The sequence below is a fragment of the Arthrobacter sp. D1-29 genome (genome assembly GCF_054130585.1).
This window is the reverse complement of the sequence record NZ_CP096383.1, coordinates 3,201,064-3,219,388: the sequence shown is the minus strand read 5'-3', so window position 1 is coordinate 3,219,388 and position 18,325 is coordinate 3,201,064. Positions and strand designations below refer to the sequence as shown.

The window sequence follows — 18,325 nt, the reverse complement described above, 5'->3', positions numbered from 1 at the left end:
TGCCAGCCACTTGGGTGGTGCCACCGGGATGTCGGAGCCGTGGATTAGGGTTGGGTCATGTTCAAGCAGAGGGTAGTGTTCGTCCACGGCGCCGGAAGCTTCGGCGCGGCGGCATGGCCCCGCCAGCACGGCATGGCACTGACCTATGACGCCCTGTTCCTCCGCCGGCACGGATTCGATCCCGTGGCCGAACCTGTTGAATCGTCCTTCACAGCCGATGCCGCCATTGTCCTGCGCTCCCTGGCTGATGACGGCCGGGGCGCTGCCGGCGGCCACGTTGTGGCGCATGCCCAGGGCGCCATTTCAGCCATGCTGGCCGCCGTCGAACGCCCGGACCTGGTGTTATCGCTGACCCTCGTGGAGCCCGCCTGCCTGTCCCTCACCGCCGAACTGCCCGCCACTGCGGCACACCGCGAACTGATGCAGCCGCTCTTTGATGTCCGCCACCAGCTTGGGGATGAGGACTTCCAGCGGGAGTTCGTCCGGCGGGTGTACGCGGCGGATCTGCAGGAGCCTGCCACCGTGGAGGAAAAACGGTCGGCGCGCCGGCTCCGGCTGCAGGCCCCGGCCTGGGAAGCTCCGCTGCAGATTGTTCCCGGTGTTCCCACGCTGGTCCTGACCGGCGGCTGGGAACCCCTCTACGAAGAAATCGCCAGGTACCTCAGGGAGACCGGCGCCCTGCACCGCCATGCCGCGGGCGGGCACCGGCCACAGGATTCCGCCGAGGGTGACCACTGCATCCGTTCGTTCATTGCCGAGGCGAGCCGGCGCCTGCAGCCCCGGGCGTCTTAATAGGCGTTTCCCAGCCTTGGCCTGCCTGCCCAAGGATCTCCCGCAGGTCCCGTCCGGCAGGCCCCCAAATGCCTGCCGGACGGAGCTTGAAGCCCGCTAGTGGCGGGCGCTTTCGGGGAGCCGCAGCTCAGGCAGGTACACCTTGCCTCCGGCGGCGAGGAGCTCCTGGCTCTTTTCCCGCATTCCGGCAGCAATCGCGGCCTCCGCCTGCGGGGTGTCCGGGGAGTCGCCGGAAGCATAGTCACTGCTGCCGTATTCATCCCGAATGTCCTGGCTGATCCTCATGGAACAGAACTTGGGGCCGCACATGGAGCAGAAGTGTGCCGTTTTGGCCGGTTCAGCCGGCAGGGTCTCGTCATGGAAAGCCTCCGCCGTGACGGGGTCCAGCGACAGTGCAAACTGATCACGCCAACGGAACTCGAACCTGGCTTTGGACAGGGCATCGTCCCGTTCGTGGGCGCCGGGGTGCCCTTTGGCGAGGTCTGCCGCGTGGGCGGCGATCTTGTAGGTGATCACGCCGGTCTTGACGTCGTCCTTGTTCGGCAGTCCCAGGTGCTCCTTGGGTGTGACGTAGCAGAGCATTGCCGTTCCGTAGCGGGCAATTTCCGTGGCCCCGATGGCTGAGGTGATGTGGTCATAGCCCGGGGCAACGTCAGTGACCAAGGGGCCAAGGGTATAGAACGGCGCACCGTTGCAGAGTTCCTGCTGGCGTTCCACGTTCTCGCGGACCAGGTGGAACGGCACGTGGCCGGGGCCCTCCACCATCACCTGCACATCGAACTCCCAGGCCCGCTGGGTCAGCTCCGCCAGGGTGTCCAGTTCGGCAAACTGCGCCGCGTCGTTGGCGTCCGCCGTCGCTCCCGGCCGCAGGCCGTCGCCCAGGGAGAACGCGACGTCGTACTTCGCGAAAATCTCACAGAGCTCGTCAAAGTGGGTGTAGAGGAAGTTCTCCTGATGGTGTGCCAGGCACCAGCCCGCCATGATGGCACCGCCGCGGGACACAATCCCTGTCACGCGGTTGGCGGTCAGGGGAACGTACCGCAGCAGAACCCCGGCGTGGATGGTCATGTAGTCCACCCCCTGTTCGCACTGCTCGATGACGGTGTCGCGGAAGATCTCCCACGTCAGTGCATTCGCTTCACCGTTGACCTTCTCCAGCGCCTGGTAAATCGGCACCGTGCCGATCGGAACCGGAGAGTTGCGGATGATCCATTCACGGGTGGTGTGGATGTCATCCCCGGTGGACAGGTCCATCACGGTGTCTGCGCCCCACTGGGTGGCCCATTGCAGCTTGTCCACCTCCTCAGCGATGGAACTGGTGACAGCGGAATTGCCGATGTTGGCGTTGATTTTCACCAGGAAGGCCTTGCCGATGATCATCGGCTCGGACTCCGGATGGTTGATGTTGTTCGGGATAATCGCGCGTCCGGCCGCAACCTCGCTGCGCACCAGCTCCACATCGCAGTTCTCGCGGAGGGCGATGAACCGCATCTCCGGAGTGATGGTGCCCTGTTTTGCATAATGCATCTGGGTCACCGTCCGGCCGGCGACGGCGCGGCGGGGCTCGGGCTGCGCTCCCTTCCACTCCGCTGAAGCTGCTCCGCGGCGGACGGCTGAACGGCCGTCGTCGAGCAGGTTCCGCTCCCGGCCGCTGTACGGCTCGGTGTCGCCCCGTTCGCTGATCCAGGGGGAGCGGAACGGCGCCAGGCCAACCACCGGATCGCTGCCCGGGCCGGCGGTCCGGTAGATCCTGAACGGACTGTTCGCCTGGCCGTTAGGGGAGGGCTCCAAGGCAATCTCCGTCACGGGAACCTGGATTCCCGAGGCTTCGTCCTTGATGAAAGCCAGCGAATGCGACTTCAGCGACTGCGTGTCAGCGTGCCGGGATTGGTCTCCCTCTTTCGTGCCGGTTTTGGGGCCGGCCGTTTCGTTTTGGGCAGGGGGCAGCAGTTTTTCTTGCGTATTCACGGGAATACTCACTTCCTTCGCCGGCATTACCCGGACAGGTTCAACGGTCGCAGGCTGCGTCAGCCCGATCTCAGCCCTTGCAAGGGCACCCGTGTGGTCAAGATGAAGCTACCACAGCCTGCGCCGGAGGACGTTGTTACAGGGCCGGTGCTAGCCTGACGGCGTGACTGACTCGAATGAGGCACACCGGATCAGGCCTGCGGAGCCAGATGATCTGGGTTGCTTGCCACAGCTGGAAGCCGCGGCCGATGCACAGCTTCAGGACGCGCTGGGCGGAGTTCTGCTTCCGGCGCCGCAGCCAACCCCGGCCGTTGTTTCGCTGTTTGTCCTAGTAGCGGGACGTCCGCCGGTTGGATTTGCCCGCATCGATATGGTGGATGGCCTGGCTCATCTCGAGCAGCTTTCGGTCCACCCGGCGGCTGGCAGGCGGGGCCTCGGCAGGGCATTGCTTGAAGCCGCCGCGGCTGAAGCACGGCGCCGGGGGTTCACGGCGATGACGCTGTGTACCTTCACTGACGTTCCCTTCAATGCCCCGTTCTACGCCAAGTGCGGCTTCATCGAATATCCTGCTCCAGGGCCCGGCCTTGCCGCTCTCCGGGCCCACGAAAAGCGACTCGGGCTTGACGCCCTGGGTCCGCGGCTCACCATGAGGAGGGAACTCTAGGCCATGGCCGGAGTCATTGAATTCAGTGGAACCGTTCTCACCGGACCGCACCAGGAACGCCACGGATTGTGGTCGGTGGATGGCAGGCTGACCTTCCACCGTCCCCAGAGAGTTCCGGACACGGTCCGGCCAGGCTGGGTGCTTCCAGGGTTTGTGGACGCGCACTGCCATATCGGCTTGGGCGGGGGCGGTGCCGTGGCGGACGAAGTTGCCGAAGAACAGGCCCGCACCGACCGCGACGCCGGGACACTCCTGCTGAGGGATGCCGGCACCGTCAGTGATACGCGCTGGCTGCAGGGAAAGCCCGGCATGCCCAGGATTGTCCGGGCGGGCCGCCACATCGCACGGACAGGCCGCTATCTGCGGAACTTCGCCGTCGAAGTGGAGCCAGAAGGGCTTGCAGAGGCGGTCCGCAAGCAGGCCCGTGCCGGCGATGGCTGGGTCAAGCTGGTGGCGGACTGGATCGACCGTGGTGCAGGTGACCTGGCGGCGTCGTTCCCTCCCGCCGTCGTCAAACTTGCCGTTCAGGCGGCGCACGAGGAGGGCGCCCGGGTGACAGCACACTGCTTCGCGGAAGAGACCCTGGACCACCTGCTGGATGCAGGGATCGACTGCATCGAGCATGCCACCGGGCTCCTGCCAAGGCACCTCCCCAGGTTGGTTGAACAGGGCGTCCCCATCGTGCCGACGCTCATCAACATCGCCACCTTCCCGGGGATCGCTGACCAGGCTGAAGCAAAGTTTCCGCAGTATTCCGCCCACATGCGGGCCCTCTGGGAGCGAAGGGCAGAACGGGTCCTTGAAGCGTTCGAGGCCGGGGTCCGGATTTATGCGGGCACGGACGCCGGAAGCGTCATCAGGCACGGACGGATCGCGGACGAGATCCTGGCGCTCCATGCAGCGGGACTTCCCATGGCTTCCGCCCTCGACGCCGCCTGCTGGAGTGCCCGGACCTGGCTGGGGGCGAACGGTATTTCGGAGGGCGCGCCTGCGGACGTTGTGCTCTGCCGGGAGGATCCGCGGACCATGCCGGAAACTGTTGCCAGGCTCCAGAATGTGGTGCTGGGCGGGCATCTTATCCGCTGAACTTATCTGCTGACCAAAAGCTGGCTTCCATGGGAATAAATTGAAGCTTCAAGTAATTGGAATAGGTAAGAGGCCTCGACCCGCGATGGCCAAAGGACCCGGGAGCGTTCAATGACTGCAGAAGCCGCCAGCCAGGATCTTCTTCCTGCCAGCCTCACCATGGGCACCGTGATGCTCAAAGTGGGCGACATGAAACTCATGACCGACTACTACCAGCGTGCCCTCGGGCTTGAGGTGGTGGCCGAACAGGACGGCGGCCTTTACCTGGGCCGGCTCGGCAAGCCGCTGGTGCACCTCGCCCCCGCACCAGGCTTGAATCTTCCGGGCAGGGGAGAGGCCGGCCTGTTCCACACAGCGCTGCTCTTCGATGACCAGCCTTCGCTCGCTGCCACCGTGGCCACGGTGGCGCAGTATGACCCCCGGTCCTTCACCGGCAGCGCCGACCACCTGGTCAGTGAGGCCTTCTACTTCAACGACCCCGAAGGCAACGGCATCGAGCTTTACTGGGACCGCCCGCGTGAGCGGTGGTCCTGGAACGGCAAGGACGTGGTGATGGACAGCCTCGCCCTGCCGCCGCAGCGGTACCTGCAGGAGCACCTGACCCAGGAGTCAGTGGACAGCCAGCTGGGCGCCGCGGCGGGCGTGGGCCATGTCCACCTCCAGGTGGGGGACGTCCAGACGGCCCACAACTTCTACGTTGGTACCCTCGGATTTGAAAAGACCGCGGGCTGGCACGGCCAGGCACTGTTTGTCTCCGCCGGCCGCTACCACCATCACATGGCCATGAACGTGTGGAACAGCCGTGGCGCCGGTCCCCGGCGGGACACGCTGGGCCTGGGCGAAGTGCTGATCGAAGTCCCCGCAGGTGACGACGTCGGCGCCCTCGCCGACCGTCTCAAGGTTGCCGGAGTCGCCGCCCACCACACGGGCGCGGAGCTGCGCTTTGAGGACCCGTGGCGCAACAGGATCCGCGTCGGCGTCCGCTGAGCTACTGCGCTGGGTCGGTGCAGCTGTCCGGGCACGGCTGTGGGTTAAGCTGAATCCGAACGGCCGGGGCGGTGCTGAAGCGCCGCCTTCCCGGGCCGTACCGTCGACGGAATGAGGGCGATTCCCATGGGCTTTACCGAACTGTTTGTGGCAACCCACGACGCCGCGCTTAAGCGCGCGCGCGACCTGGACGAGCGGGGCGCCTCCACGGGTTCGCCCTCCGGGCAGGGCCTGCGGATTCCCGACATCAGCGATTTCGAAATCGAACAGCTGGGCGATCTCGCCGGAGCCGCCGTGCATGCCGGAGGGGCGGACTACGAACTGGCCATGGTGGACGTAGCCAGTGACTCGCTGCTGGGGGTTCCGCCGGCGATGGTACGGGCGCTCGCGGATCTGCTTAGTTACGAGACCGAAGGCGAGGGCAACGTCCTGGACGACGTCGCCGAAAAATGGGCGGCCCAGGACGACATGCCGTTCGGGGCCGACGACGCCCGCAAGTACGTTCAGCAGCTTGCCGAGCTGGCCAGCGGAATCGACGACACGGACCGCACCGGACTGTACGTCTGGTCCTCCTGAGACTCCGGCCCGGCCCCGCCCGGGTTCCCTCGCCGGCAGGCCCACGTGTCAAGTCGAAATCCTTCCGCTGATCTGGCACAATAGACAGGTACTCGATCTGCGTGGCCCCTCTCTCCGCGTCCGGATCCTGTCCTTCGAACCCTCAAGTATGGCCCGCCCCACGGGTGCAGAACGCAGGTTCACCCCCTTTCTGAAACAGGAGTGACCACAAAAGTGGCCGTAAAGATTCGCCTTAAGCGCTTTGGCAAAATGCGCGCACCGTACTACCGCATCGTCGTCATGGACGCACGCTCCAAGCGTGATGGACGTGCCATCGAAGAAATCGGCAAGTACCACCCCACCGAAGAGCCCTCATACATCGAGGTCGACACGGACCGTGCCCAGTACTGGCTCGGCGTCGGCGCACAGCCGTCCGAGCAGGTTGCCGCGATCCTCAAGATCACCGGTGACTGGCAGAAGTTCAAGGGCCTGCCGGGCCAGGAGGGCACCTTGAAGACCAAGGTCGCCAAGCCTGCCTTCGTTACCCCTGAAAAGGGTTCTGTGATCATCCCGGAAGCCATCACCAAGAAGGCTAAGAAGGACGAAGCCCCGGCCGAGGCCGAAGCAGAGACCACCGAGGCTGAGTAGATTGCTGGCAGAAGCGCTCGAACACCTGGTCCGCGGAATCGTTGATTCCCCGGAGGACGTCAAGGTCAGCTCGAAGAACAACCGCCGCGGGGACACCCTCGAGGTACGCGTTCATCAGGATGACCTCGGACGGGTGATCGGCCGCCAGGGCCGCACGGCACGCGCATTGCGCACCGTCGTGGCGGCATTGGCAGGCGGCGAACCGGTCAGGGTCGACGTCGTCGATACCGACCGCCGCCGCTAGCGCGCCCGCAACACCAGTTTTGCTCCGGCCCCTCCACCAGTAGACGGTGGAGGGGCCGGAGTGCTTTCACAGCAAAAGCGGTGCCTTCAAGGCAAGCAGGACTCTGACGATCTAACGAACACGATAAAACGCGGACACCAGCGCCGCACATTCAGTAAACGGGAAAAAGAGGAACAGATGCAGCTTCAGGTGGCACGAATCGGCAAACCCCACGGCATCCGTGGGGAAGTGACGGTCCAGGTCTTGACTGACGCCCCGGCTGACCGGTTCGTGCCGGGAACCGAGTTCGTCGTGGAGCCCGCCTCCGTGGGCACGCTCACGGTGGAGAGCGCGCGCTGGAACAAGGACATCCTGCTGCTGGCATTCGACGGGATCGAAACCCGGAACCAGGCGGAAACCCTCCGCGGCGCCAAGCTCTTCATCGAGACCGAAGAATTGGACGAGGACGACGACGAAGGCTGGTACGAGCATGAACTTGTCGGACTGGAAGCGCGTGTAGGCTCCCGCGTGGTGGGAAAGGTCTCCGGCCTGCACACCATGCCCGTGCAGGATCTTCTGGTGGTCGAAACACCCGACGGCAAGGAGGTCCTCATCCCGTTTGTTGAGCAGATTGTCCCCGAGGTCAACGTCACCGAAGGATTCGTCCTGGTGACTCCGCCGGAAGGGCTCTTCGACGTCAACGCCGAGGACACCGAAGGCCGCGCGCCGGGGGAAAACGGCTAGATGCGCATCGACGTCGTCAGCATTTTTCCGGAGTATCTGGCGCCCCTGGAACTGTCCCTTATCGGAAAGGCCCGGCAGGACGGCCTGCTGGACCTTCATGTCCATGACCTGCGGAACTTCACCACGGACAAGCACCGGTCGGTGGATGACACGCCCTACGGCGGCGGCGCCGGCATGGTGATGAAGGCAGAACCGTGGGCCCAGGCGCTGGCATCGGTGGCGGAAGCACGGCCGGCAGAGGGAGTGGGCAAGCCTGTCCTTATCGTGCCGTCCCCGGCCGGGGAACGTTTTACCCAGGCGCTGGCCCACGAGCTCGCGGGGGAGGACCAGTTGATCTTCGCCTGCGGCCGTTACGAAGGGATTGACGAGCGGGTTATCGAGTGGGCCGAGGAGCATTTTACAGTCCGGCCCATGAGCCTCGGTGACTACGTCCTGAACGGCGGCGAGGTCGCGGTGCTGGCCATGGTCGAAGCCATCGGCAGGCTGCTGCCGGGCGTTGTCGGCAACCCCGACTCCCTGGTGGAGGAATCCCATTCTGATGGTCTCCTCGAATACCCCGTGTACACGAAGCCGGCCAGCTGGCGCGAACGGGACGTTCCGGCCATCCTGCTGAGCGGCAATCACGGCAAAATCGCCCAATGGCGCCGCCACGAACAATACCGTCGGACGGCGGAACGCCGCCCGGACCTCCTGGAGACGTTCGACGCCGGAAAGCTGCCCCGCGCAGACCGGATATTTCTCGCTGAGCTGGGTTACGACGTCGTGGACGGACGCCTCCGTCCCCGCCCTGGCTCCGGCAGTTAACCACCCGCCTGACGCGGTGGTGAAGCGGTTGGCTGTTGGGCTCCGGATGTGGCAAAATTAGTCCTTGTGTCTACTGGGTCCGCACCTGCCACAGGGGGAGCGCGGCCAACAGCTAAGGCAACCCGGTGCCGTCAATCATTGACGGGACCGGACCCACAAAATTTTCGACGGCAATTTCCGGTGCATTCTGTGCACCCGGGCTTGGCCGCCGTGACCCAAAGTGAATGACCTGTGGCGTTCACCAGGAGTAGCACTATGCATATTCTCGATTCCGTAGACTCAGCCTCGCTGCGCACCGATGTTCCTGAGTTCCGCGCGGGCGACACCCTCAAGGTCCACGTGAACATCATCGAAGGCAAGAACTCCCGTGTCCAGGTTTTCCAGGGCTTCGTCCTGGGCCGCCAGGGTGACGGCATCCGCGAGACCTTCACGGTCCGCAAGGTCTCCTTCGGCGTCGGTGTGGAGCGTACCTTCCCGGTTCACTCCCCGATCATCGACAAGATCGAAGTAGTCACCAAGGGTGACGTCCGCCGCGCCAAGCTCTACTACATGCGTGCACTGCGCGGTAAGGCTGCCAAGATCAAGGAAAAGCGGGACTTCAGCACCGCCAAGTAGGTCTTTTCGACCTACGGCAGGCCCCAGCCGTACGAGGCCAGCGCCGGAGCCATTCGCAACAGCGCACCAGGATACGGATCATGGACCAGACAAAACGCCAGCCCAGAAGAATGGGCTGGCGTTTTGCGTTCCTGGCTCTGGTCCTGGCGGTGGCCATCAGCGGACTGGTCCGCTCCCTGTGGCTGGATGTCTTCTTCATCCCGTCTGAGTCCATGGAACCTGTCCTGGAGGGCGGGGACCGGATCCTGGTGTCCAGAACAGCCTTTGACAGGGAGGCAATCCGTCGCGGCGACATTGTGGTCTTTGACGGCCGGGGTTCGTTCGCTCCGCTCAACAGCGGAAAAGGTCCGCTGGCCGATTCTCTGGCAGCTGCCGGACAATGGCTCGGGCTGGCCGGCTCTGACACCACGTTCGTCAAGCGGGTCATCGGTCTTCCCGGGGACGCTGTGGCCTGCTGTGACGCGGCAGGAAAAGTCACCGTGAACGGTCAGGCCATTGTTGAGCCTTACGTTTTCGACGGCGACAAACCCAGTACCCAGGCCTTCAACGTGATTGTGCCCGACGGAAGGCTGTGGCTGCTCGGCGACCACCGTTCGGCGTCGGCGGATTCACGCAGCCTGCTCGGCGCACCGGGCGGCGGAATGGTTCCGCTGGACCGGGTGTTTGGCAGACCCGTCCAGATCATCTGGCCGCTTGATAGATTTGCAGCAGTACCACGGCCGCCAGCGGCAGGACCAACAACAGAGGACGGACAGTAGATGCCCGAGAACCACCCACGGACACCTGAGCCGGGCCCTGACGGAGCCAGCCAGGCAAGTGCGGCCGGCGCTGCCCGTGCAGCTGACGCGACGGCGCCTGAGGAAGCCCCGGAGGCCCCGGTTTCCGGAAGGCGTTCTTCCGCCGCCCCGCAGCCGGAGGCCCCACGTCCCAGCCCGGTGTTCGTCTGGCTCAAAGAAGTTGCCACGGTGGTGGTCATCGCCGTGGTCCTGTCCTTCCTGATCAAAACCTTCCTGTTCCGGGCCTTCTGGATACCGTCAGAGTCGATGGTCAGCACCCTCGACATCGATGACCGCATCTTCGTCAACCTCCTTGTCCCGGAACCCTTTGCGCTTTCCCGCGGTGACGTCGTGGTGTTCCGGGATACAAAGGGCTGGCTGCCGCCGGTCCCGGAGAAGACCGATGGCCCGTTCACCTGGGTCCAGGACGGCCTGATCTTTGTTGGCCTCCTGCCGGACAATTCCCAGCAGCACCTCGTCAAGCGTGTCATTGGACTCCCGGGCGACCACGTGATCTGCTGCGACGCCGGCGGTAAACTGGCCATCAACGGATCAGCAATTGACGAACGCTACGTCAACAGCGCCGAGACCCCACAGATCCGCAACTTCGACGTTGTTGTTCCGGAAGGGAAGGTCTGGGTTATGGGAGACAACCGAAACCACTCCGCCGATTCCCGTGCCCATGTGGACTCCAACGGTGGCTTCATTGATCTCACAGACATCGAGGGCAAAGCCGCCGTCATTGCCTGGCCGCTGAACAGGATCACTGCCCTTGATAACTACCCGGACGTGTTCCGGAACGTGCCGCCGGCAGGCTAGCCATGTCCAGTGCTCTGCCTGCGACGTCCGCCAAGGCGACTCTCCGGCCCGCGACGGGCATCCACTCCAAAGCCCCCACGCTGCGTCATGAGCGGTCCTTCAAAGCGCAGGGAGTCCGCTACCTCGCCGGTGTTGACGAAGTGGGCCGCGGTGCGCTGGCAGGACCCGTGAGCGTCGGTATTGCCGTCGTGGACTTGGAAACGCAGAAGTCACTGCCCGGGGTCCGTGACAGCAAGCTGCTCAACCCGGCGGAGCGGGAACGCCTGGAACCACTGGTCCGCAAATGGAGCCTCGCGTCGGCGGTGGGACATGCCTCAGCAGCCGAAATCGACGCGCTTGGCATTATCGCTGCCCTGCGCCTGGCAGGAACCCGGGCCTGGTTTGAGGTCCTCGCCGCCGGGGTCACGCCGGATCTGGTGCTCCTGGACGGGAGCCATAACTGGCTGTCGCCCGCCGAGCAGCCCTCCCTGTTCGACGAGATGACGGTCGACGGGTCGGACCTGCGGTGCGACGCTCCGGTCCACACCCGCATCAAGGCTGACATGCAGTGCCTGAGTGTTGCGGCCGCCAGCGTGATCGCCAAGGTGGAACGTGACCAGCAGATGTGCGGGCTGCATGCTGAATACCCGGATTTTGGCTGGAACGAAAACAAGGGATACGCCACTCCCTTCCACCGGGACGTGCTGAGGGCCGCCGGACCCACGCCGTACCACCGCGTGAGCTGGAACCTCCTGGGTGGGGAACTCTGAGGACGGGCCACTGCAGTGGCGCCAGCGGTATGGTGAATGGTGCAAGATGGAAGCATGAGCGCTGAGGATCTTGAAAACTATGAAACCGACATGGAGCTGCAGCTCTATCGTGAATACCGCGATGTCGTCGGGCTCTTTAGCTACGTTGTCGAGACAGAACGCCGCTTTTACCTGGCCAACCATGTTGACCTCCAGGCCCGCAGTGCCGACGGCGAGGTCTACTTCGACCTGACGCTGCAGGACGCGTGGGTTTGGGACGTCTACCGCTCGGCGAGGTTCGTGAAGAATGTCCGCGTCCTCACCTTCAAGGACGTCAACGTCGAAGAGCTTCCGCGTAATGAAGAACTTGCGATGCCCAAGGACGTTGACCTCGGCAACTGATGCCCGCAGTGAGCATCACTGCTCCTCCACATTGCCCTGAAACAGCCTTACTGTAGCCACGTTTCCACATAGGCACCTGGCCCTCTGTCCTCCACTGACCTGCCCCCGCAGGCTGGTTGCGGAGGTAGACATGAAATCCAAAGACCTGTTGGGCCGGCGCGGCGAAGAGCTCGCTGCCGGATATCTTGAGTCAGTTGGCATGCTGGTGGTGGAGCGCAACTGGCGCTGCCCGGACGGCGAAATCGACATCGTGGCCTTGGACGCCGATGCCCTGGTCATAGCGGAGGTTAAAACCCGCCGCTCCCTGGACTACGGCCATCCCTTTGAAGCCGTGGGCCCGGAAAAACTCGCGCGCCTGCACCGGCTCGGTTCAGCATGGTGCCGGGACCGGGAGCTCCACATGCCGCTGCGCCGAGTGGATGTCATCTCGGTGCTGGACGACGGCGTTGCCGAACCGCTGGTGGAACACCTCAAAGGGGTGGGGTAGATGGCGTTGGGCCGGACCTACTCGGTGGCGCTGGTGGGGCTGAACGGCTACATCGTCGAGGTTGAGGCGGACATCGGCCAGACGCTGCCGGCATTTGTGATCCTGGGCCTCCCGGATGCGGCGCTAAATGAAGCGAAGGAACGCATCCGCTCCGCTGCGAAGAACTCGGGGATTCCGCTGAGCCGGCGGAAAATCACCGCCAACCTGATTCCGGCCTCCCTCCCCAAGCGGGGTTCCGGGTTCGACCTTGCGGTGACAATGGCTGTCCTGCGGGCGGCGAATGACATTAAGCCCACCGGGCGGACCGTCTTTATGGCCGAATTGGGGCTGGATGGCCGGCTTCGGCCGGTGCGGGGCATTCTTCCTGCCGTGATGGCGGCAGTGCAGGCCGGATATCCAGAGATTGTGGTGGCACAGGCCAATCTGGCTGAGGCTTCACTGGTTCCGGGTGCAAGGGTCAGGGGCTACCGCACGCTGGCCCGGCTTGCCCTCGACTTTGGTGCGGACCCTCAAGAGCTCGCGCTGGACTTCGAGCCCCAGGACGAGGCCAGCCAGGGGGATGCCCCGGGCAGCATGCAGGCAGTGCCGGATATGGCAGACGTGTCCGGCCAGGGCGATGCCCGGCGTGCCCTGGAGGTGGCTGCGGCCGGCGCCCACCACCTCCTGCTCACCGGCCCTCCGGGCGCAGGCAAGACCATGCTGGCGGAAAGGCTGCCCGGCCTGCTCCCGGACTTGGCCGACAACGAGGCCATGGAGGTCACGGCCATCCACTCGCTCTGTGGCCTGCCGTCCTCGGCCGTCCAGCTCCTGCGGCGGCCGCCTTTTGAAAACCCCCATCACTCGGCCACAGCAGCCGCCATCATCGGCGGCGGCTCAGGGCTGCCGCGTCCGGGCGCGGCGTCCCGGGCACACCGCGGCGTGCTGTTCCTGGACGAGGCGCCGGAATATGAACGCCGGGTGCTGGATGCCCTCCGCCAGCCCCTGGAGAGCGGGGAACTGGTGATTCACCGGTCAGCCGGCACGGCGGCCTATCCGGCGCGGTTCCAACTGGTTCTCGCCGCCAACCCGTGTCCCTGCGGGAAGGCCTCCGGGAAAGGACTGGACTGCATCTGCACTCCCATGATGCGGCGGCGCTACCTCGCCCGGATGTCCGGCCCGCTCCTGGACCGGGTGGATATCCAGTTGCAGGTGGAGCGGGTTTCGCTGGCCGACTTCGGCCAGGCAGGCTGTGAAGAGGATACGGCTTCCGTGGCGCAGCGGGTGGATGACGCCCGCCGCCGCCAGGCCGACAGGCTGCAAGGCCTCGGACTGGAAACGAATTCCCAGGTTCCCGGGCGGATCCTTCGCGGCGGACTCCGCCTCCCGGCCGCGTCCACTCGGATTCTGGACCACTCACTGGAGCGGGGAGTCCTGACGGCCCGGGGCTACGACAGGGTGCTGCGGCTGGCGTGGACCTTGGCCGACCTGGCACACCGCGACAAACCCGACACCAACGACATCGGCCAGGCACTGGGCCTCCGGCAGGCTGCCTCGGCAGCCGCGTGAAGAAAGAGACTCATGGACAACGAACGGATCGCCCGCGCAGCGCTGTCGAGGCTTATGGAGCCCCAGGACGCGGCCGGCCTCGCGCTGGTGCGGGCTGCTGGAGCCACCGATTCGCTGAAGATCGCGACAGGCCAGCTGAAGGCAGGGCCGGCCTTGGAACAGGAAATTACGGGGCTGCTGGCGGACAACGGTGGCGGCCCCGGCTGGGGAGGCATGGCTGCAGCGCTCAAACGGTGGGCGCCGCGCATCCCCGATCTGGCACCCGAACGGGACCTTGCCACCATGGCACGCCTGGGTGGCCGGCTGATCATCCCCTCGGACCCACTGTGGCCTGCCCAGCTTGCCGATCTTGGCATCCACGAGCCTCTGTGCCTGTGGTGGCGGGGCCTGGAGCAGCCGTTGCCCGCCGCAGCACAATGTGTGGCTCTGGTGGGTTCCCGGGACAGTACCAGCTACGGTGCCTCCGTGACAGGAGACCTCGCCTATTCGCTGGCTCAGCGCGGCTTCACGGTGGTCTCCGGCGGTGCCTACGGTATTGATGCCCACGCCCACAGGGCAGCCCTGGCCGGCGGTGCAGGGCCGTTGCCCACCATCGCTGTTATGGCAGGCGGCGTGGACCGCTTCTATCCGTCCGGCAACGAGGACCTCCTGCGTGCGGTCTGCAACCAGGGCGCCGTCATAGCCGAGGTGCCGCCGGGGTCGGCACCAACCCGTTACCGCTTCCTGCAGCGGAACAGGCTTATCGCCGCCATGGCAGCCGTCACCGTGGTGGTGGAGGCGCGCTGGCGTTCAGGTGCACTCAACACCGCCCATCATGCCGAAACCCTGGGCCGAGCGGTGGGTGCTGTCCCTGGGTCCGTGCACAGTGCCAACTCGGCGGGGTGCCACAGGCTGCTCCGGGATGGAGGCGCAGTCTGTGTCACGGACGCCGCCGAGATCGCCGAACTGGCTGCACCCAGCGGTGAATCACTTATTGAGCCCAGGGCAGGCCAAGCGGCCGTCCACGATGGACTGACCTTGGAGGACCTCATCCTCCTGGATGCCCTTCCCCTGAGATCCACCAGTTCGGTGGACAAACTCAGTGCGGTGGCCGGACTCAGCCAGGACTCCGTGCGGGCAGGGCTTGGCCGCCTCGGCCTGCTGGGGCTTGCATTGTCGGAGAGGGGAGGCTGGAAACGGGCCAAGGAATCAGGCTAATTTCCTGTGTCCGTACCCTGGTTTGGCGCCAAAGACTGGGAAAGTAGGAAGGTGGAGACTCAGGAACTGCCCCCCGCGCTCGAGCAGGCAATTGATGATTTTGCCAGGTATCTGGCGGGAGAGCGCGCCAGGTCCGCCCACACCCTTCGGGCTTACCTCTCGGATCTCCGAAGCCTGCTCCAGTATGCCGCGTCCGAAGGCGTGACCGACCTCCCCGGCCTCGAACTGGGAACACTCAGGCGGTGGCTGGGAGTCCAGAGCCAGGCCGGGATGTCCCGGTCCACCCTGGCCCGGAGATCGGCCACGGCCAGGTCCTTCACTACCTGGGCCATGCGGGAAGAGCTGATGGAAACAGATCCGGCGCTGCGCCTCAGGGCTCCGAAAACCGGAAAGTCCCTGCCCGGGGTGCTGCAGTCCCAACAGCTGGGGAGGCTGCTGGGCAACCTGGAGGAAGCCGCGTCCGGCGGTTCGCCCCTGGCTGTCCGCAACCGGGCCATGGTGGAGCTCCTGTATGCCACCGGGCTTCGGGTGGGGGAGCTCGCCGGCATGGACGTGGATGATCTCAACCCGGACCGCCGCACGCTGCGGGTGATCGGCAAAGGCAACAAGGAACGGACAGTCCCGTACGGCGTCCCTGCCGCAGTGGCCGTCGACGACTGGCTCCGCAGGGGCAGGCCCGTGCTGGCCAAGCCGCACAGCGGGCCGGCGCTCTTCCTCGGATCACGCGGCAACAGGGTGGACCAGCGCCAGGTCAGGGCAGTCGTGAAGGAGCTCTTTGAAGCGCTGGGGGACACCTCGGCCACCGGGCCTCACGCCCTGCGGCACACGGCCGCCACGCACCTGCTGGACGGGGGTGCGGATCTCCGCGCCGTCCAGGAGATCCTGGGGCACAGCAGCCTCGCCACCACGCAGATCTACACCCACGTCTCCGTGGACAGGCTGAGGAAGAGTTACCAGCAGGCACACCCAAGGGCGTAAATGGGGGACCTACCACGCAGGAGCATAAATTCGCGGCATTTTTGGTTGAAAAAAATCCGGCCACAAGCCAGTGTGGCGAATTGCACTGGCGTAATTAGGCGGCGTACGGCACAATAAGAGTCACGTCCGGCAACTTTCAAGTGTCGCTTGAAGCTCGCTTGCTTCAGGCATCACCGTCAGTGGCGGACACTGCTTAACACTCAGGCGGAAAACTTAATAGTCAGGCAGGGAATACCGCCGCCGTGAGGGCTACGGCACAGGAGTTTCATCCAGGCAGAGGTCGTTGGGGAAGACGTACCTACAGCTATGGAGGATGGAATGTCTGTTGCAATGACCCGCGGTGTGCTGTTCGTTCACTCGGCCCCTACTGCACTGTGCCCGCATGTCGAGTGGGCCATCGGATCCGTCGTGGATAAGCGGACGGACCTTGAGTGGACCCCTCAGCCCGCTGCGCCCGGAATGTTCCGCGCCGAGCTCTCCTGGACGGGAACGCCCGGAACGGGAGCGCAGCTTGCCTCGGCCCTCCGCGGTTGGGCCCACCTCCGCTATGAGGTCACCGAGGAACCAAGCCAGGGGGTGGACGGCGGCCGCTGGTCCCATACTCCCGAGTTGGGTATCTTCCACGCTGTGACTGACGTGCACGGCAACATCATGGTCTCCGAGGACAGGATCCGTTACGCCTACGAGTCCGGCGCAGGCGACCCGTCAGCCGTTTACCATGAGCTCTCCCTCGCGCTCGGTGAGGCGTGGGACGAAGAGCTCGAACCCTTCCGCCACGCAGCCGAGGGTGCTCCTGTCCGCTGGCTGCACCAGGTGGGCTGACCGCCGTCTGAAATCATCGCCGTCGTAAGTCACGTTCCTCTGCCCGCGCGGATCTGCCCTGTTACCCGACAGCGAAAATACTCCATAGCAAAAAGAGGGGCCCCGTCAGCTGCGCACTGCGCAGCGGACGAGGCCCCTCTTTTGGTGTCGATTCTTTTGGTGTCGGTGCTAAACGCTGCGTACCGCGATCACGGCGTTGTGCCCGCCGAAGCCGAAGGAGTTGCTCAGTGCCACAATGCTGCCCGCGGGCAGGTCACGGGCAGAGGTGACGACGTCGAGAGGGATCTCCGGGTCCTGGTTTTCCAGGTTGATGGTTACCGGCGCCTTGCGTTCGTAAACAGCCAGCACCGTGAGCACGGCCTCCACGGCGCCGGATGCGCCCAGGAGGTGCCCCATCTGCGATTTGGTGGCGGAGACCGCCACGCGGTCGATGTGGTTGCCGAGGGCAGCGCGCAGGGCGGTGTACTCCGGCTTGTCACCCACGGGAGTGGACGTGGCGTGGGCATTAACGTGGACCACGTCTTCGGCCTGGATCCGGCCGTCGAACATAGCTGCCTTAAGGGCGCGGGTGGCACCCAGGCCCTCGGGGTCCGGGGCGGTGATGTGGTAAGCGTCCGCCGTGACGGACGTGCCGGCCAGCTCGCCGTAGATGCGCGCACCGCGGGCGAGGGCATGCTCCTCGGCTTCGAGGACCAGGGCACCGGCGCCTTCGCCCATGACAAAGCCGTCGCGGCCAAGATCGTAGGGACGGGAGGCGCGCTCGGGCTCGTCGTTGCGGCGGGAGAGTGCCTGCATGGATGAGAATGCTGCCAGTGGCATGGGGTGGATTGCTGCCTCGGCGCCTCCACACATGACTACATCGGCCTTGCCGGAACGGATCAGGTCCAGGCCAAGGTGCAGGGCTTCGGTGCCGGAGGCGCAGGCCGATACAGGGGTGTGGGCTCCGGCGCGGGCGCCCAGGTCCAGGCTGACGGCCGCGGCGACGCCATTAGGCATCAGCATGGGCACGGTCATGGGCAGGACGCGGCGGGGTCCCTTTTCCTTCAGGGTGTCCCAGGCATCCAGGAGCGTCCAGACGCCGCCGATGCCGGTGGCGAAGGCCACCGCCAGGCGGTCGTGGTCCACTTCGGTGATGCCCGAGTCCGCCCACGCCTCGCGGGAGGCGATCACGCCGAACTGCGTGGAAGGATCCATCCGTTTCGCTTCGACGCGGCTCAGGACCTCCAGGGCAGGAGTGCTGCAGCGCGCGGCAAAGTGGACAGGAAGTTCATACTTGGAAACCCAGTCGTCCTCCAGGGTGCGGGCACCTGAGACCCCTTTCAGCGCGTTCTTCCACATTGTGGGTACGTCGCCGCCGATGGGCGTGGTGGCACCCAGACCGGTAATGACTACTTTGCGTGTCATGGGATCACTCTCTGTCGGTGGGCAGGCCGTGTCCGGTTTCTCCGGCGGGGTCCCGCGTAAAGGTATGCGGCAGCTGAGTGC

The 18,325-nt window shown here is 65.1% G+C and carries 21 protein-coding genes and 1 riboswitch; of the genes, 19 read left to right on the top strand and 2 right to left on the bottom strand.

The features are described 5' to 3' along the window. Positions 1-57 precede the first annotated feature (57 nt). The gene (locus M1E17_RS14565) at positions 58-792 is read left to right on the top strand and encodes an alpha/beta hydrolase (protein WP_457962707.1); all 735 of its coding nucleotides are present in this window, start codon (positions 58-60) and stop codon (positions 790-792) included. A 96-nt stretch (positions 793-888) separates the two neighbouring features. Here the strand turns inward: M1E17_RS14565 and thiC are convergent, their stop codons facing one another. Beyond that, the gene (gene thiC, locus M1E17_RS14560) at positions 889-2,760 is read right to left on the bottom strand and encodes a phosphomethylpyrimidine synthase ThiC (RefSeq protein WP_457962706.1); all 1,872 of its coding nucleotides are present in this window, start codon (positions 2,758-2,760) and stop codon (positions 889-891) included. Beyond that, positions 2,756-2,863: riboswitch (TPP riboswitch) on the bottom strand. (Overlaps the previous gene by 5 nt.) Before the next feature lie 60 nt (positions 2,864-2,923). On the opposite strand from thiC, the gene M1E17_RS14555 reads away from it, so the two are divergent. The 18 genes from M1E17_RS14555 (at position 2,924) to M1E17_RS14470 (ending at position 16,840) form a co-directional block, all read left to right on the top strand. Then, the gene (locus M1E17_RS14555; protein WP_457962705.1) at positions 2,924-3,424 is read left to right on the top strand and encodes a GNAT family N-acetyltransferase; all 501 of its coding nucleotides are present in this window, start codon (positions 2,924-2,926) and stop codon (positions 3,422-3,424) included. A gap of 3 nt (positions 3,425-3,427) precedes the next feature. Beyond that, entirely contained in the window at positions 3,428-4,510 is a 1,083-nt protein-coding gene (locus M1E17_RS14550; protein WP_457962704.1) for an amidohydrolase family protein, read from the top strand. Between the two features lie 111 nt (positions 4,511-4,621). Continuing rightward, positions 4,622-5,497, top strand: coding sequence for a VOC family protein (locus tag M1E17_RS14545; RefSeq protein ID WP_457962703.1), 876 nt, complete (start codon positions 4,622-4,624; stop codon positions 5,495-5,497). Between the two features lie 126 nt (positions 5,498-5,623). Next, positions 5,624-6,073 (top strand): hypothetical protein, encoded by a 450-nt coding sequence (locus M1E17_RS14540; protein ID WP_457967767.1) that lies wholly within the window; start codon positions 5,624-5,626, stop codon positions 6,071-6,073. Positions 6,074-6,286: 213 nt separating this feature from the next. After that, the gene (gene rpsP / locus M1E17_RS14535; RefSeq protein ID WP_267275442.1) at positions 6,287-6,700 is read left to right on the top strand and encodes a 30S ribosomal protein S16; all 414 of its coding nucleotides are present in this window, start codon (positions 6,287-6,289) and stop codon (positions 6,698-6,700) included. A 1-nt stretch (position 6,701) separates the two neighbouring features. Beyond that, on the top strand, positions 6,702-6,944 hold the full coding sequence (locus tag M1E17_RS14530; RefSeq protein WP_267275441.1) for an RNA-binding protein: 243 nt from the start codon (positions 6,702-6,704) through the stop codon (positions 6,942-6,944). A gap of 177 nt (positions 6,945-7,121) precedes the next feature. Next, entirely contained in the window at positions 7,122-7,667 is a 546-nt protein-coding gene (rimM, locus tag M1E17_RS14525; protein WP_457962702.1) for a ribosome maturation factor RimM, read from the top strand. Further along, on the top strand, positions 7,668-8,471 hold the full coding sequence (gene trmD, locus M1E17_RS14520) for a tRNA (guanosine(37)-N1)-methyltransferase TrmD (RefSeq protein WP_457962701.1): 804 nt from the start codon (positions 7,668-7,670) through the stop codon (positions 8,469-8,471). It begins immediately after the preceding gene. A gap of 255 nt (positions 8,472-8,726) precedes the next feature. Next, positions 8,727-9,086, top strand: coding sequence for a 50S ribosomal protein L19 (gene rplS, locus M1E17_RS14515; RefSeq protein WP_267275438.1), 360 nt, complete (start codon positions 8,727-8,729; stop codon positions 9,084-9,086). 80 nt (positions 9,087-9,166) lie between these two features. Next, a complete protein-coding gene (lepB, locus tag M1E17_RS14510) occupies positions 9,167-9,844 on the top strand; it encodes a signal peptidase I (protein WP_457962700.1) in 678 nt (225 codons plus the stop codon). Next, entirely contained in the window at positions 9,845-10,681 is an 837-nt protein-coding gene (gene lepB, locus M1E17_RS14505) for a signal peptidase I (protein WP_457962699.1), read from the top strand. It begins immediately after the preceding gene. A 2-nt stretch (positions 10,682-10,683) separates the two neighbouring features. Then, the gene (locus M1E17_RS14500; protein ID WP_457962698.1) at positions 10,684-11,430 is read left to right on the top strand and encodes a ribonuclease HII; all 747 of its coding nucleotides are present in this window, start codon (positions 10,684-10,686) and stop codon (positions 11,428-11,430) included. Between the two features lie 54 nt (positions 11,431-11,484). Beyond that, positions 11,485-11,811: a DUF2469 domain-containing protein gene (locus M1E17_RS14495; RefSeq protein ID WP_267275434.1), complete on the top strand. Its 327-nt coding sequence runs from the start codon at positions 11,485-11,487 to the stop codon at positions 11,809-11,811. 130 nt (positions 11,812-11,941) lie between these two features. Further along, positions 11,942-12,298, top strand: a complete 357-nt coding sequence (locus M1E17_RS14490; RefSeq protein WP_457962697.1) for a YraN family protein — start codon at positions 11,942-11,944, stop codon at positions 12,296-12,298. Next, on the top strand, positions 12,299-13,843 hold the full coding sequence (locus M1E17_RS14485; protein ID WP_457962696.1) for a YifB family Mg chelatase-like AAA ATPase: 1,545 nt from the start codon (positions 12,299-12,301) through the stop codon (positions 13,841-13,843). 12 nt (positions 13,844-13,855) lie between these two features. Then, entirely contained in the window at positions 13,856-15,040 is a 1,185-nt protein-coding gene (gene dprA, locus M1E17_RS14480; protein WP_457962695.1) for a DNA-processing protein DprA, read from the top strand. A gap of 51 nt (positions 15,041-15,091) precedes the next feature. Continuing rightward, positions 15,092-16,018 carry a tyrosine recombinase XerC gene (locus M1E17_RS14475; protein WP_457962694.1) on the top strand — a complete coding sequence of 309 codons (927 nt, stop codon included), beginning with the start codon at positions 15,092-15,094 and terminating at the stop codon, positions 16,016-16,018. Between the two features lie 318 nt (positions 16,019-16,336). After that, positions 16,337-16,840: a DUF3145 domain-containing protein gene (locus M1E17_RS14470; protein ID WP_267275429.1), complete on the top strand. Its 504-nt coding sequence runs from the start codon at positions 16,337-16,339 to the stop codon at positions 16,838-16,840. A gap of 168 nt (positions 16,841-17,008) precedes the next feature. On the opposite strand, the gene M1E17_RS14465 is transcribed toward M1E17_RS14470, so the two are convergent. Then, positions 17,009-18,244 (bottom strand): beta-ketoacyl-[acyl-carrier-protein] synthase family protein, encoded by a 1,236-nt coding sequence (locus M1E17_RS14465; protein WP_457962693.1) that lies wholly within the window; start codon positions 18,242-18,244, stop codon positions 17,009-17,011. Positions 18,245-18,325: the final 81 nt, after the last annotated feature.